The sequence below is a fragment of the Candidatus Thiothrix sulfatifontis genome, from assembly GCA_022828425.1.
Classification (GTDB): domain Bacteria; phylum Pseudomonadota; class Gammaproteobacteria; order Thiotrichales; family Thiotrichaceae; genus Thiothrix; species Thiothrix sulfatifontis.
Window position 1 is genome coordinate 1,367,695 of sequence record CP094685.1, and the last position, 14,306, is coordinate 1,382,000.

Here is a 14,306-nt window from a genome sequence, read left to right on the forward strand (position 1 = left end):
CAGAATGAGCGATAGAACCAACCCATGCTAGTCTTCTCCGACCTAACCCTACGGCGCGGCGCCAAAGCCCTGCTCGAATCCGCTTCCTTCAGCATCCATCCCGGTCAGAACGTCGGGGTTACGGGTGCGAACGGTGTCGGCAAATCCACCCTGTTCGCGCTGATTCGCGGGGAATTGCACCAAGACACGGGCAATTTTTCGATACCGCCCGCGTGGGTCATCGCGCACGTCCAGCAAGAAACGCCCGCCACCGACCAGTCCGCGCTCAATTACGCGCTCGAAGGTGACACCGAATACGTCAGCCTGCGCCAGCAACTCGAACACGCCGACGGCGCACACCTCGGCGAACTCCACGCCCGCCTCGATGCCATCGACGGCTACACCGCTGAAAGCCGCGCTGCCACCTTGCTGCACGGACTCGGTTTCAAACCCGAACAAATTCATAACCCCGTCAGCAGTTTTTCCGGCGGCTGGCGGATGCGCCTCAACCTCGCGCAAGCCCTAATGTGCCGTTCCGACCTGTTACTGCTCGACGAACCGACCAATCACCTTGACCTCGATGCTGTCATCTGGGTGCAAGATTGGTTGAAAAATTACCGTGGCACGCTGCTGCTGATTTCGCATGACCGCGAATTCCTCGACGCGATTTGCACCAACATTGCCCACATCGAACACAGCCGCCTGACGCTCTATACCGGCAACTATTCGACCTTTGAAATCACCCGTGCGGAAAAACTCGCTCAACAGCAATCCGCTTACGAAAAGCAAAAGCGCGAACGCGAACACATGCAAAAGTATGTTGACCGTTTCCGCGCCCAAGCCACTAAAGCCCGCCAAGCACAAAGCCGCCTCAAAGCCTTGGAACGGATGCAAGTCATCTCCGCCGCGCATGTCGATTCGCAATTCCATTTCAGCTTCCGCGACCCCGAAAAGTTGCCGGATCGCTTGTTGCATGTGCGCGAAGCACGCCTCGGTTACGCCGACAAAACCATCATTGAAAAAGTGGAGTTACAAATTTTCCCCAGCGACCGCATCGGGCTGATCGGCCCCAACGGTGCGGGTAAATCTACCCTGATCAAATTCCTTGCCGGACAATTGCCAGCGCAAGCCGGTGAAAGCTGGCAAGCCCCCGACCTCAAAATTGGCTATTTCGCCCAGCATCAGCTCGAACAACTCAAAGTGGATCAATCGCCGCTGCAACATTTGCGCGACATGGATAAACAAGCTCGCGAACAAGATTTGCGCAATTTCCTTGGCGGATTTGCGTTCCAAGGCACACGAGTGGAAGAAGCGATTGCGCCCTTTTCCGGTGGCGAAAAAGCGCGTCTAGCGCTGGCTTTGCTGATCTACCAACGCCCGAATTTGCTGCTGCTGGACGAACCAACCAACCACCTTGACCTCGATATGCGCCTCGCCCTCAGCATGGCGTTGCAGGAATTCAAGGGTGCAATGGTCATCGTCTCGCACGACCGCCACATGCTCAAAACCGTCACCGACAAGCTGTTGCTGGTGGATAGCGGCAAAGCGCTGGAATTCGACGGCGATCTCGACGACTACGCGGCGTGGTTGCAAAACCGTTTCCGTGCGGAAGAAGTTGCCAGCAAACCGGGTGATCAAGCTGCCGCGCACACCTCCGCCGGACGTAAAGACCAGCGCCGCGAAGCCGCCGAGAAGCGCAAACAGTTACAGCCCTTAAAGAAAAAGATCGACAAGTTGGAGCAGGAAATGAACAAGCTCCAGCAACAACAAGTCGCGTTAGAAGCACAGCTTGCCGACCCCGACATTTACAGCGATGCCAACCGCCACAAGCTCAAGCAACTGGTGCTCGACAAAAGCAACCTCGATGCCAAATTGGAGGAGGTTGAGATGGAATGGATGGAGCGCAGCGAAGAATACGACATGGGCATGACGGATGATGCGTAGGGGCGTATTGCATACGCCCTCTTAAATCGTGCGGGGATGGGCGTATGCAATACGCCCCTACACGTTTTGCCATAGGTGAAATTGTTGTTCTGTCAGCCCCAACCGTTCGCACAATGCCTGCAACTGCACCAAATCTTTAGCCTTACGCCGTAAATCCAGCGGCACATCCGGCACGTCGCAATAAATCTCGGTTAATTGCCGTGCCAGTCGTACCGTGGCTTGATGTTCCTCGACCAACTCTTGCAGGCGTTTTGCCCCCCGCGTTTTCATCAGCCCGATGTCGGGGATGCGCGATAGCAATACTTCCACGCTGCTGAACTTCTGCAACAGTTTGGCGGCGGTCGACATGCCCACGCCCGGAATGCCGTGAATGTTATCCGCCACATCCCCCGCCAACGCGAGTTGATCGGCGATTTGCGCAGGCCAGACCCCGAATTCTTTTTTCACACCACCGGGCGGCAGCGGCGTGCGTTTGCCGTAATCCCACCAAATATCACCTTCCCCGACCAATTGCGCTAAGTCTTTGTCGCCGCTGATAATCATGCAGGCTTGCCCGTTATTGCGTTGCTGTTTTGCCCACGTACCGATCACGTCATCGGCTTCAAAATGCGGGCTGGCGGCTTGCACAATGCCGAGCGCATCCAAAAAATCGCGGCACAGTTGGAATTGCATTTTGAGTTCGGCGGGGGCAGGGGTGCGGTTGGCTTTGTAGGCGGGGTAGATGGCTTTGCGGGTGGAGGTTTGCAGGCTGATGTCGAAAGCAAACGCAATGCGCTGCGGTTGTTCGGTTTGCAGCAGGTTGTAAATAAAGCGTAGGAAACCCAGCACCGCATTCACGGGATTGCCCTCACGATCTAACACCATGGGTTGGCGAATGAACCACGGGCGGAACACATAAATGCTGGCATCAATCAGCCAGACGGGATTTTCAGGCATGGTATTTTTCAGGTGATGGCTAAGGTTCTGGACTATAAACAGGGAAGCATAAAAATGCACGGCTGGGCTTTTTATGGAAGAATGTTGATGCGGCGATTAAGTAAAGGAGCGAATATGCAACGTTTGGCTGGAAAGAGATGGGTGTTAGGCGCAACCGTGGCGTTGTTGAGTGTGACTGCTTGTGACGATCAAGCCAATACCGTGGTGCAACCGACCGTTAAACCCATCGAAATGCTGTCGGTGGATGGCATTGGGCCAATCAACGGCAATACGCCATTCAACCTGCATGACATTACCATGGCTTTTCAGGGTTTAAATGTTGCACAGCGCATCAATTATGCGGAAGGTCAGGAATACCCGATTATCACCGTTAGTCAGGATTTAAAACCGCTGTTGAGCATTAACCCTGATGCGAAACACGAAAAAGTGTTTTCGGTCATGGTGCACGATAATTTGATCGGTAATGGCTTGGGTCATGCGCTGGGTAGCCGTTTCAACGAAGTCTATGCCTACGGTGAAACCGAAGAGTGTCGCGCTGGGGCGGAGGAATTATCTGGCAAAGTGCTGTGTTACGCGCCGAAAACTGGCAATGTGCTGTATTTGTTTGGCGGTACATGGAATGGCCCGGATGGTTCAGTGCCGCCGAAAGATGTATTAGCCAATTGGCAGATGGAAGCCATGATCTGGAAACCACCTGCCAACTGAGGGGTTTCTTCAGACCGGCTTGAAATTATCAATCGCACTCGCGCCTTCGCCAAAGAAGAATTTTTCCATTTCTTCTTGCAGGAATTTGCGGTCTTTGGGGTTGATGGTGCTGAGGCGGTATTCGTTAATGAACATGGTTTGTTGTTTCAACCATTTGCCCCAGGCTTCTTTGGAAACGTTTTCGTAAATCTTCACGCCCAAGGCGCCGGGGTAAGTGGGGCGGTCTAAGCCTTCGGCTTCGCGGCCTAAATGGATGCAGTTCACCATGCGTGTCATGTGTTTTCCTCAGTGATTCAGTCAATGGTCTGGAAAAATTGGCGGACAGCGGCTGACAGCCCGCCGGTATATTCGGTGTTTGCTTTATACCAGAGCCAGCCGTTGCCTTCCATTATCCGTGCGGGTTGCGCGTCTAAATCGAGCTGCAAGGGCTGTAAATGCAGGCGATAATGCGAAAACGTGTGCGTTAATACGGGTAAACGGGTTGCAATGGTCTGTGTCGGGGCGAAATGCTGTGCCAGCCAGTCATGCATGGCGGTTTCATCGGCAAATTCGGGGAAACTCCACAATCCGCCCCAAACGCCGGTTGGGGGGCGTTGTTGCAACAGTAATTCGCCCGCAGTATTGCGTAATAGCAACGCCAGCGCGGTTTTTTCGGGTAGCGCTTTTGGCGGGCGTTTGCCGGGGTAGGCTTGTGGTTTGCCTTGTTTAAACGCTTGGCAATTGTCTTGCAAGGGGCAAAGCAGGCACAGCGGTTTGCTGCGGGTGCAGAGGGTTGCGCCCATGTCCATCATGGCTTGGGTGTAAGCGGCATTGCGCTCAGCGGGCAGGTGTTGTTCGGCGTATGCCCAGAGTTGTTTTTGCACACGTGGTTCGCCTGCCCAGCCTGCTACGGCGTGGTAACGTGCCAATACACGCTTGACGTTGCCATCCAAAATGGCTTCGCGTTGCCCGTGGCTGAGTGAAAGAATGGCGGCGGCGGTGGAACGCCCAATGCCGGGTAAGGTTTCCATGCCGGGCATGTCGGTAGGGAATTCGCCTGCGTAGATGTCGCGGACTTGTTGTGCGGTTTTGTGCAGGTTGCGGGCGCGGCTGTAATAACCTAAGCCTTCCCAGAGTTTCAGCACATCGTCTGGCGGTGCAGCGGCGAGCGATTGCACATCGGGGAAGCGTTGCATAAAGCGTTCGTAGTAGGGAATGACGGTGGTGACTTGGGTTTGTTGCAGCATAATTTCCGACACCCAGACACGGTAAGGGGTGGGATTTTGCTGCCAAGGCAAGTCTTTGCGCCCATGCCGGTCGAACCACGCCAGTACTTTGCCAGCAAATGTCATCATCATCATTGTTGTCTCGGCGAAAACGCACTACAATAGCGATCTGCTGACACTATCTCAATAAGCGGGTGTAGTTCAATGGTAGAACGGTAGCTTCCCAAGCTGCATACGTGGGTTCGATTCCCATCACCCGCTCCAAATTTCCCCCGCCATCTGTCAAATCTCCGTATAATTCCGGCTTCTGTTTAAACCCCCTTCACCGGATGTGACCCCCTTGAACCAAAAAGAAATCAGACAGCTCGAAGCCGATCTTTGGGATAGCGCGAATACCTTGCGTGCGACCTCGAAACTCACGGCTGCCGAATACAAAGAACCTGTGTTGGGCTTGATTTTATTGCGTTACGCGCAAAACCGTTTTGAACAGGCTAAAGTGCGACTCGAAGCCAATTTGCCACCCGTTGCGCCGGGGCGTACCCAAAAGTTGTTATCACCCGATCAATTCAAGGGTGAGGGCGCAATGTTCATTCCTGAGATGTCGCGGTACGACTATTTGGCAAACCGACCGGAAGGCGAGTCGATCAGCGATGCACTGAATAACGCGATGGCACTGATTGAAGCCGCCAACCCTGAATTGGCAGGGGTTTTACCGAAAAATTATAACGAACTCGCGAGTGAAGGTGAGGGCGATAAGCTGTTGCGCGAACTGATCCGCGTGTTCAATAAAGACAGCGTTAAGAACCTGACGGGTGATGTGTTCGGGCGTATTTACGAATTCTTTCTGATGAAGTTTTCGATGGATGGCGCGGGGGCGCAGGAAGGCGGTGAATTCTTTACGCCGCCCGCTTTGGTGCAGTTGATCGTGAACCTGATTCAGCCGGATCGCGGGGTGATTCATGACCCGGCGTGTGGTTCTGGCGGGATGTTTGTGCAAACTGGACATTTCTTGGAAGAAAACCGGCGGGTGGCTTCTGTCAATGCGGCGATTCGTTGCTACGGCACGGAATTAAAATCCAATAACGTGAAGTTGGCGAAAATGAACCTCGCGATTCATGGCTTGGATGGCAAGATTTTGGAAGCCAACAGCTTTTTGGCTGACCCGCATGAGTTAGTGGGGCAATGCGATTTTGTGATGGCGAATCCGCCTTTTAATGTGAAAAAAGTCGATAAGGATAACCAGTACGTTAAAAACGACGTGCGTTTGTTTGGCAAGGTGGAAGCCGTTACCGCCGATGATGCCGACACCGATAAAAAGAAGAAAGCGCCGCCGCGTTTGGGAATTCCGGCGGCGGATAATGGCAATTATTTGTGGATTCAGTATTTCTACCATTACCTGAATGCGAAGGGGCGGGCGGGGTTTGTGATGGCGAGTTCTGCGACCGATGCGGGCAATAGCGAGAAGCTGATTCGGCAGACGTTGATCGAAACGCAGGCGGTGGATTGCATTGTGTCGGTGGGGAATAACTTTTTCTACACGCGCTCGTTGCCGTGCCATGTGTGGTTTTTGGATAAGGGTAAGCGGGCGGCGAATAAAGACAAAATCCTGATGATTGATGCGCGGGCTACGTTCCGTGTGGTCACGAATACCATTAACGATTATTCGCCGGGGCAGTTGGTGAATTTCAGCGCGATGATGGCGGCGTATCGGGGTGATAAAGACGCGATTCGCCACGCGGCAGAACAGCATGAAGCCAATATTGCGGATGTGGCGATTACGTTGCGGGCGGCGGCGGAAGGGTTGCGGCGGGCGTGTTTGGGGGTGTTGGAAGGCACGGAGTGGGATATTGCGGAATTGCGGGCGGAAATTATTGTTGATGAAGCGCTGACGTTGGCGAGTAGTCGCGCTTTGTGCGGTGTGTTTGAACAGCCGGTGGCAGTGTTGAGTGCTGGGCTGGAAGGCTATCAAGCGTCGTGGGAACAAGCCCGTAAAGCGTTTGCGGCGTTGGAAAAATCTGTGCAGGGTACGCCTGATAATAAGGCGTTGAAAAAGCAATTGGATGCGCAGGGTAAGTTGTTAAAAACGTTGGGGGCGTTGGTGAAGGGCTATTTTGAAAAAAACAGCGATGAATTGGTGAGCCTGAAACAGGCGGTGAAGGATTGGCAGGCGTTGGAGGATTATTTTCCTGATGGCGCGTATCGGGATGTGGAAGGCTTGTGCAAAATCGTCGATTTGGCGGAAGTCGCCGCGAACGATTACAGCCTCACGCCCGGTCGTTACGTCGGCTACACCGTCGATGTCAACGAAGCCTTCGACTACCAAAAACGCATCACCGAAATCCACGCTGAACTCTCCGCCCTTCATCGTGAAGCTAATACCTTGATGACGGCTATTCAGGAAACTAAATTATGATTTTTGAATGGCAAAAAGTTAATTTAGAAGCAGTATATGACGGCTTGTATGATGGACCCCATGCAACACCTAAAGAAAGTGAATCAGGTGCAATATTTCTTGGAATAAAGAACGTTACCGAAGATGGACGACTTGATTTAAGCGATATTCGCTATATTGCAGAAGATGATTTTGCAACATGGACTAGGCGTGTTACTCCACAAAAAGACGATATTGTTTTTTCATACGAAGCGACACTTCATCGTTATGCTAAAATTCCTGCTAATTTTCGTGGTTGTTTGGGACGAAGAATGGCGCTTATTCGACCGAATAAGAAGAAGGTAAACGTCGATTTTCTTTTTCACTACTTTCTTAGTCCATTATGGAAATCTGAAGTAGAGGGAAATATTTTAAGTGGTTCAACGGTTGATCGTATTCCGTTAACCAATGTCCCAAGATTTGAGATTTACCTGCCACCGTTGCAAATACAGCAGAAAATCGCGGCGATTCTTTCGGCTTACGACGACCTTATCGAGAATAATCTGCAACGTATCAAGCTCTTGGAAGAAATGGCACAAATCACCTACGAAGAATGGTTTGTGCGGATGAAGTTTCCGGGGCATGAAACCGCGCAGTGGGATAAGGAAACCGGATTGCCGGATGGGTGGGCGAAAATACCACTAGGTAATATGATGATCTTTCATTATGGCAAAGGCTTAAGAAGCCATGAGAAAAGAGAAGGCAAAGTACCTATTTACAGTTCTGCTGGTATTTTTGGTTATCATGATGTTAGCTTGGTTGATGCGCCCGGTATTATTGTCGGAAGGAAAGGCAATGTTGGCTCAGTATTTTGGAGTCAAGAGCCTTTTTTCCCGATGGATACGACTTACTACGTTGAATCCAAAGAATCGCTTTATTTCGCTTATTTCGCGCTCAAAAGTGTAGAGTTTATTAATAATGATGCTGCCGTGCCTGGGCTAAATAGAAATGCGGCGTATGCCATGAAAATAATATCGCCGATTTCTGAGTTAATCGACCGCTTTGAAGAAAAAGTTAAACCCACTTTTATAACTGTTTTTAATTTGAAAAAGCAGAACGAGTTATTGCGGGAGGCGCGGGAAATTTTGTTGCCGCGTTTGATGACGGGCGTGATGGACGTGGATCAGGTGGAAGTGCCGGAGGCGTTGTTGGCGCGGGTGGCGTAACACTCGCTGAAGCTATTTCTTGAACAAGTCCGAGTGTGTGCCTGTTGCCTCTAGCCGTAGCTCTTGAAGCTCCAAAAGCTGATCATCTGTTTTCTTGTAGATCAGTACCCAGTCGGGTTCTACATGGCAATCACGAAAACCAACGAAATTCCCGCTTAACGGATGGTCACACAGTGCCGGGGGTAAGTCTTCGTCATTGGCTAACATCAGGATGACAGCGTTTATTTTCTGCAAATCCTTTCCCCGTTTTTTCATCAGCTTGTATTCCCGCTTGAAGCGGTTTGATTGCGTTATTTCTCGCATAGGGCTTAGAGTCGTTACTCAGCGAAAGAAAAGGGGGTGTAGCCTTTTTCGCTGTCAGGCTTGAGTAAATCCCGTGCTAGTTGGTCGTTTGGGATGTGTCCATCACCAACGGGGCAGCGGTCGGTTTTTTTGATCGGGAAGGGAATAGACCGGGTTTCAACCACTTGCTGAAGAAATAGGCGGACGGCTTGCGCGGGGGTAATCCCCAACTCACGAAACACGGAAAAAGCGGCGGCTTTCTCATCGTGTGAAAGCCGTATTTGATAGGAAACTGAGCGGGACATAAACTTCACCCTAGAAAAAAACAGTGTAGTTTCATTGTAGTGACAAGAGCAGGAAAAGCAAACCGATACGTAACGCGGTGAATTCGCCTCATGCTACACTTTTACTATCGAATTACCATAGGTAACAGGTCATGCCGACGGTTCAAATAGACCAAGAAGCAACGCTGCTCGGTACTACTAATAGCGGATTATCCGAGATACAACAGCAACGTTTCTCAGAGCTAGATCACAAACGACAAGCAGAAACATTAAGCGTCGCAGAGCATCAGGAATTACTCGGTTTGATTGATGAAATGGAAGCACACAATGTCAAACGTGTCATTTTGAACATGGTGCAATCCCGCCAGTTGACCCTAGCCAAAGCTGCAAAATTCGCCAACATGGATTTGTCATCTTTCATCGAACTGCTAGGCGCAAGCGGCATTGATGCGGTGGACTACCCACCCGAAGAACTCGAACGTGAATTAGAGGATGCGCTTGCTGCCTGTGATCATAGTGATGCCAGCTCATTGATTACAATAACGGATTGACGATTTTGACACTGCCAATAAGTTGGTGTCGAAGAAACTACACTCTTTCATGCAGTTCATCCCGATTGAATTTCCAACCGTTGGAGTCACCTTGCCCTGAAAGGCATAAAAACTCATTGAAACTGGCATTGGCTTGCTGTTGGCGAGTCAATTGCTCCAAGTATTCCCGAACCATTTGGTTGAGGCTTTTGCCCATATCCTGCGCAATTTTGCGGGCATCGTTAACCACTTTGTCATCTATGGAAAAGGTAATATTCATTACGCAGCCTCCGTATAACAGTAATAAATAGATTGTGGTGTGGTGTCAGCCCATTTGCAATGTTAAGCCGCTATCATTCAGCGCGGTATGTCGATAAAATCGCCGTATTCAGCAGCCTTGGGCAAGGCTGCACATTCCTGTGGGGGCGATGATGAGCTACGAATATTCCGAAGATGCACTGGTGGAGGCTGCCGCCGAAGAAATCCTGTTGGATTTAAACTGGCAAGTCGTCACCGCATGGCACAAGGAAACGTTTGCTAGAATGCCCGACCGCAGCGACGGTTTACTCGGTCGCGCTAACCGCACCGAAGTGATCTTGCAACGCTATCTCATGGCAGCCCTTAAACAACTCAACCCCGATCTTCCCACTGCCGCTTATCACAGTGCCATCGAACAACTCAAACAAGCCGACGTGGGAAAAAAACTGGCGGACATTAACAAAGCCAAGCACGCTTTACTGACGCAAGGGGTGGAGGTGAGTTATCAAGATGCGAAAGGCGTGTTGCACAAGAAAAAGCTCAGGGTGTTTAACTTCCAAGAACCAGAGAAAAACCACTTCCTCGCCGTGCGCCAGCTCGTCATCAAGGGCGAACTCTACGAAAAGCGCCCCGATATTATTGGCTTTGTGAACGGCATTCCCTTGGTGTTTTTCGAGCTGAAAGCCCATCACACCGATTTACACAATGGCTACACCGAGAATTTGACCGACTATAAAGGTGGCAAAAATCACGAAGGCACAATTCCCGCGTTATTCCATTGCAATGCGTTTATCATCCTCAGTAATGGCACGGATGCACGGGTCGGCACGCTGACCAGCGCATTCAAATTCTTTCAAGAATGGAAACGTTACGAAGAAGATGATGCAGGCGAAGTTAGTCTTGATACTTTGCTACGCGGTACGTGCGAAAAAAACCGTTTGCTGGATTTGCTCGAAAATTTTCTGTTATTCGACGGGCAGGGCGATGATCTCGCGAAAATCATGGCGAAAAACCACCAGTTTCTCGGCGTGAATAAGGTGCTGACTCAAGCCCGCACGCTTGACGATTTAAAGGGAAAACTCGGCGTGTTTTGGCATACGCAAGGGTCGGGCAAGTCGTATTCGATGGTGTTTATGTGCCAGAAATTACTGCGCAAGTTTGGCGGTAGTTACACTTTTTTGCTGGTCACTGACCGCAGCGAATTGGAAAACCAGTTGTACGATACGTTTTCGGGTTGTGGGGCATTGCCGAGCCAATTACCGAAACGGGGCGTGCGTGCCAAAAGCCGCGAACATTTGCGCGAGTTGTTGGCAGACAATCACCGCTATGTGTTTACCTTGATTCACAAATTTTCGTTTGATCCGAAACAGGAAAGCGTTTATCCGCTGATTACAGAGCGTGCCAATATTATCGTGATTTCCGATGAAGCCCACCGCACGCAGGGTGGTACATTTGCTCGTAATATGCGCTTTAGTGCTATTCCGAATGCGTCGTATCTGGGTTTCACCGGCACACCGCTGATTGATGAAGAGGATGAAATTACCAAGAATATTTTCGGTGATTACGTGTCGGTGTATGATTTTAAAAAGGCGATTGCTGACAATGCCACCTTGCCCTTGCGTTACCAAAACAGAGGCGAGAAGCTGCATATTGAAAACCCCCAACTCGATGAGCGCATGGCGGCGATTATCAACGAAGAGGAGTTGGATGCGGCGCAACTCGCCAAACTCAAACGTGCCTTTGCCCGCGATTATCCGGTTTTGACGGCAGAACACCGCTTAAAAGCCATTGCGCGGGATTTGGTGTGGCATTTCAACGGGCGTGGTTATCAAGGCAAAGCCATGTTCGTGGCGTTAGACAAACCCACCGCTGTGCGGATGTATGATTTTATCATGGGCTATTGGTCGGAATACGTCAGTGAGTTGGAACAGCGTATCAATACCGCTGAGGATGAGCAGCAAGCGCAAAAACTCAAGCGTCAATTACAGCGAGTCCAAACCACCGAAGTGTGTGTGGTGGTCAGCCCTGAACAAAACGAGTTAAAGACGTTTGCTGACTTGGGGCTGGAGATTAAACCGCACCGCCAGAAAATGGTGGAGCGTGATCTGGAAACCGAATTCAAAGACGACGCTAACCCGTTTCGTTTGGCGATTGTGTGCGCGATGTGGATTACCGGCTTTGATGCGCCCTGTGTGTCGACGGTGTATTTGGATAAACCGATTCAAGGGCATACTTTGATGCAAACCATTGCCCGCGCCAATCGTGTGTATGACGATGAAAAAGAAAACGGGTTGATTATCGACTACGGCAATGTCTACCAACAGCTCGAAAAAGCCTATGCCGTGTATGGCGAGGGCGGCAAAGGCAAGAAAAAGCCAGGGGACGATCATCCCGTTGAGCTGTTGGAGGCAATGGAATCCGAACTCAGTGCCGCCATTGTGACGGTGCGCGATTACTTGCTGGCGGTCGGTTTTGAACTGGATAATTTGATTCAGGCGGTCAGTGCCGTAAAAAAATTGGCGGCATTGCGGCAAGCCCGCGAAGCAGTATCCTTAAATGAAACCACGCGCACCCAATACGAATTCGCGGCGCGGCAGGTGTTTCGCAAATACAATGCCTTGTGTCTTGAGCCATTGGTGAAGCCCTACACGCCTGCTTTTAATGCGATTGAAGCCATTTACGCCCAGCTTAACCAGAAAACCAAAACGGCGGATATTACCGCTGTTATTCGCCAGCTTCAGCAAGAAGTGAACATCAGCGTGAGTACGTTGGACGGTGCTAAAGAAGACGATCGCTTTGAAGACACTTACGTGGATTTGAGTACACTCGATTTTGACAAATTGCGGGCAGCGTTTGCTAAATCCATCCAAAAGAACACCGTGGTATTTGATCTCCAGCAAGCCATTGAGCAACGGCTTACGCAAATGCTGCAAGCGAATCCGACCCGCTTAGCGTTTTACATGAAGTACCAAGCGATTATTAAAGCCTACAACGCAGGCAAAGATCAGCAGGCGGTGCAACAAGCCTTTGATAAATTGAGTGATTTTGTAAAAAACATCCTCAGCCCAGAAACCGAGCGAGCCATGCGTGAATGTTTGGATGAGGAAACGCTGGCGATTTTCGATCTGTTGAAAAAACCAGAACTTAATCTCGCAGAACGCCAGCAGGTTAAACAGGTGGCAACAGAAACCTTGGCAACCTTGAAAGCCGAACAACTGAAAATAGCGCGTTGGCGGGAAAGCGTTCAAGTGACTGCCCAAGTCCGCACGCTGATTGATGAACGCCTGCAATGGTTGCCTGCCGCCGCCTACCCTGATGCGGAATTAGCGCTGAAAGGTCATGTGGTTTACCAGCATGTGTATAGCCACTCTTCCATGTAATCGCCCATCTTCGGCGCGAACGGATCCATAATCACAATCTTGCCATCTTTCACTTGGCGCATTAGGTTATCGCCGTGCAAATCCCAGTTAAGGTATTTTGGGTGTTCGCGGTAATATTTGCAGAGCTTGCGCATGTCACTCGCTAACTCATCGCCATAGTGCGCGGCGACGTAGCCCCAGACTTTGATACGTTCGGCCTCTTCCATCCAGTCGATTTCGTGGACGTGTTCGGTGAAAAAAGCAGAATCGGCTTCATCCAAATGCTCCAAGCGTTCCATCACGTAGATGATGCGGTAATCGGGTTCTTCAAACGTGAATAAGTGGATACAGGCGGGGTCAAGCGGTTGCCCCTCTTCATCCAACACCCCCACGCGGCGGGCAAATGGCACACGGGTGAGCTGGTGCTTTTCGATAGCATCCAGAAAATATTCCAGCCCTAACGACTGTTTTTCCAGAATAACGTAGTTTTGCCAAGCATCACTCCCGGTGTCAGCGGTGAATAGCCGTTTGCATTCCGCGCATTTCACGCTGAGTTTATTGCCGCCATCGAAGCATTTCATTTCGTAGACTTTGGTGAGGAAGGTGTTCTCGCACTGTGGGCAGTCCATGCGTTTGAACTTGCCGCTGAGGAAGCAGTCGAGGATTTCTTTGCTAGAGTCGAGTGGTGCTACGGTATCCATAAATCAGTACTCTATTCCGTTTCTGATAAGCAAAGGCGTACCGAATTGGGTAATGGCGGGAAAATAATCATCTATCCACATCCCAACACTGATGCCTTCGTGGAGCATAAAGGCACGTTTTTTCTTACCATCGGTGGTGTAGACCCGAATGCCTGCATCATGCAATTTGTCGTGAATTTCCACCAAATTCTCATGGTCATCATCACGCAGGGTGCAAACGACAGGTTCCCAATCACGACTGCGGTAAGCGTCGATTAAATCGAGATAGAAATCCACGTCTGCCGTGATGGTGTTGTCAAAATCAATGGCGACAATGCGCGAGGTCGGGGAGTCCGCCAGCACGTAAGCGTCGATGGCGAATTCATCAAACTGCGTAATAATGCGGTGCTTACCATGTAATTTAATAGCAGATTCCAGCACCCTGAATGCGGCGCATGGCAAACGGTTTTGGTAATAAAAAACGAGTCCAGACATGTATTTTCTCACTAGCGGGTGAAAGTATTTGTTTTATTAGTGGCTAGGATAA

The 14,306-nt window shown here is 50.6% G+C and carries 14 protein-coding genes and 1 tRNA gene; 7 read left to right on the plus strand and 8 right to left on the minus strand.

Annotation, left to right across the window (positions count from 1 at the left end; genetic code table 11):
* Positions 1-24 precede the first annotated feature (24 nt).
* On the plus strand, positions 25-1,923 hold the full coding sequence (locus L3K52_07070; GenBank protein ID UOG93480.1) for an ATP-binding cassette domain-containing protein: 1,899 nt from the start codon (positions 25-27) through the stop codon (positions 1,921-1,923).
* 57 nt (positions 1,924-1,980) lie between these two features.
* On the opposite strand, the gene L3K52_07075 is transcribed toward L3K52_07070, so the two are convergent.
* Positions 1,981-2,859 carry a flap endonuclease gene (locus tag L3K52_07075; protein ID UOG93481.1) on the minus strand — a complete coding sequence of 293 codons (879 nt, stop codon included), beginning with the start codon at positions 2,857-2,859 and terminating at the stop codon, positions 1,981-1,983.
* A 114-nt stretch (positions 2,860-2,973) separates the two neighbouring features.
* Here L3K52_07075 and L3K52_07080 point away from each other — a divergent pair, with 114 nt between their 5' ends.
* Positions 2,974-3,564 (plus strand): DUF1131 domain-containing protein, encoded by a 591-nt coding sequence (locus tag L3K52_07080; protein ID UOG93482.1) that lies wholly within the window; start codon positions 2,974-2,976, stop codon positions 3,562-3,564.
* Between the two features lie 9 nt (positions 3,565-3,573).
* Here the strand turns inward: L3K52_07080 and L3K52_07085 are convergent, their stop codons facing one another.
* Positions 3,574-3,840, minus strand: coding sequence for an oxidative damage protection protein (locus L3K52_07085; protein ID UOG93483.1), 267 nt, complete (start codon positions 3,838-3,840; stop codon positions 3,574-3,576).
* Positions 3,841-3,857: 17 nt separating this feature from the next.
* Positions 3,858-4,901: an A/G-specific adenine glycosylase gene (gene mutY, locus L3K52_07090; GenBank protein ID UOG93977.1), complete on the minus strand. Its 1,044-nt coding sequence runs from the start codon at positions 4,899-4,901 to the stop codon at positions 3,858-3,860.
* A 58-nt stretch (positions 4,902-4,959) separates the two neighbouring features.
* Here mutY and L3K52_07095 point away from each other — a divergent pair.
* The 3 genes from L3K52_07095 (at position 4,960) to L3K52_07105 (ending at position 8,366) form a co-directional block, all read left to right on the plus strand.
* Positions 4,960-5,033 (plus strand) — tRNA-Gly (locus L3K52_07095).
* 76 nt (positions 5,034-5,109) lie between these two features.
* Positions 5,110-7,182, plus strand: coding sequence for a type I restriction-modification system subunit M (locus tag L3K52_07100; protein ID UOG93484.1), 2,073 nt, complete (start codon positions 5,110-5,112; stop codon positions 7,180-7,182).
* Positions 7,179-8,366 (plus strand): restriction endonuclease subunit S, encoded by a 1,188-nt coding sequence (locus L3K52_07105; protein ID UOG93485.1) that lies wholly within the window; start codon positions 7,179-7,181, stop codon positions 8,364-8,366. The genes L3K52_07100 and L3K52_07105 overlap by 4 nt, the downstream gene beginning before the upstream one ends.
* A gap of 12 nt (positions 8,367-8,378) precedes the next feature.
* Here L3K52_07105 and L3K52_07110 read toward each other — a convergent pair whose 3' ends face one another.
* Entirely contained in the window at positions 8,379-8,621 is a 243-nt protein-coding gene (locus L3K52_07110) for a type II toxin-antitoxin system YafQ family toxin (protein ID UOG93486.1), read from the minus strand.
* Positions 8,622-8,683: 62 nt separating this feature from the next.
* Positions 8,684-8,953 (minus strand): type II toxin-antitoxin system RelB/DinJ family antitoxin, encoded by a 270-nt coding sequence (locus L3K52_07115; GenBank protein UOG93487.1) that lies wholly within the window; start codon positions 8,951-8,953, stop codon positions 8,684-8,686.
* Between the two features lie 131 nt (positions 8,954-9,084).
* Here L3K52_07115 and L3K52_07120 point away from each other — a divergent pair, with 131 nt between their 5' ends.
* A complete protein-coding gene (locus L3K52_07120; protein UOG93488.1) occupies positions 9,085-9,483 on the plus strand; it encodes a UPF0175 family protein in 399 nt (132 codons plus the stop codon).
* 37 nt (positions 9,484-9,520) lie between these two features.
* Here the strand turns inward: L3K52_07120 and L3K52_07125 are convergent, their stop codons facing one another.
* A complete protein-coding gene (locus L3K52_07125) occupies positions 9,521-9,742 on the minus strand; it encodes a DUF6364 family protein (protein UOG93489.1) in 222 nt (73 codons plus the stop codon).
* 148 nt (positions 9,743-9,890) lie between these two features.
* On the opposite strand from L3K52_07125, the gene L3K52_07130 reads away from it, so the two are divergent.
* Positions 9,891-13,100, plus strand: a complete 3,210-nt coding sequence (locus L3K52_07130; protein UOG93490.1) for an HsdR family type I site-specific deoxyribonuclease — start codon at positions 9,891-9,893, stop codon at positions 13,098-13,100.
* Here L3K52_07130 and L3K52_07135 read toward each other — a convergent pair.
* Positions 13,067-13,780: a hypothetical protein gene (locus tag L3K52_07135; GenBank protein UOG93491.1), complete on the minus strand. Its 714-nt coding sequence runs from the start codon at positions 13,778-13,780 to the stop codon at positions 13,067-13,069. The genes L3K52_07130 and L3K52_07135 overlap by 34 nt on opposite strands.
* A 3-nt stretch (positions 13,781-13,783) precedes the next feature.
* On the minus strand, positions 13,784-14,254 hold the full coding sequence (locus L3K52_07140; GenBank protein ID UOG93492.1) for a hypothetical protein: 471 nt from the start codon (positions 14,252-14,254) through the stop codon (positions 13,784-13,786).
* Between the last annotated feature and the right edge of the window lie 52 nt (positions 14,255-14,306).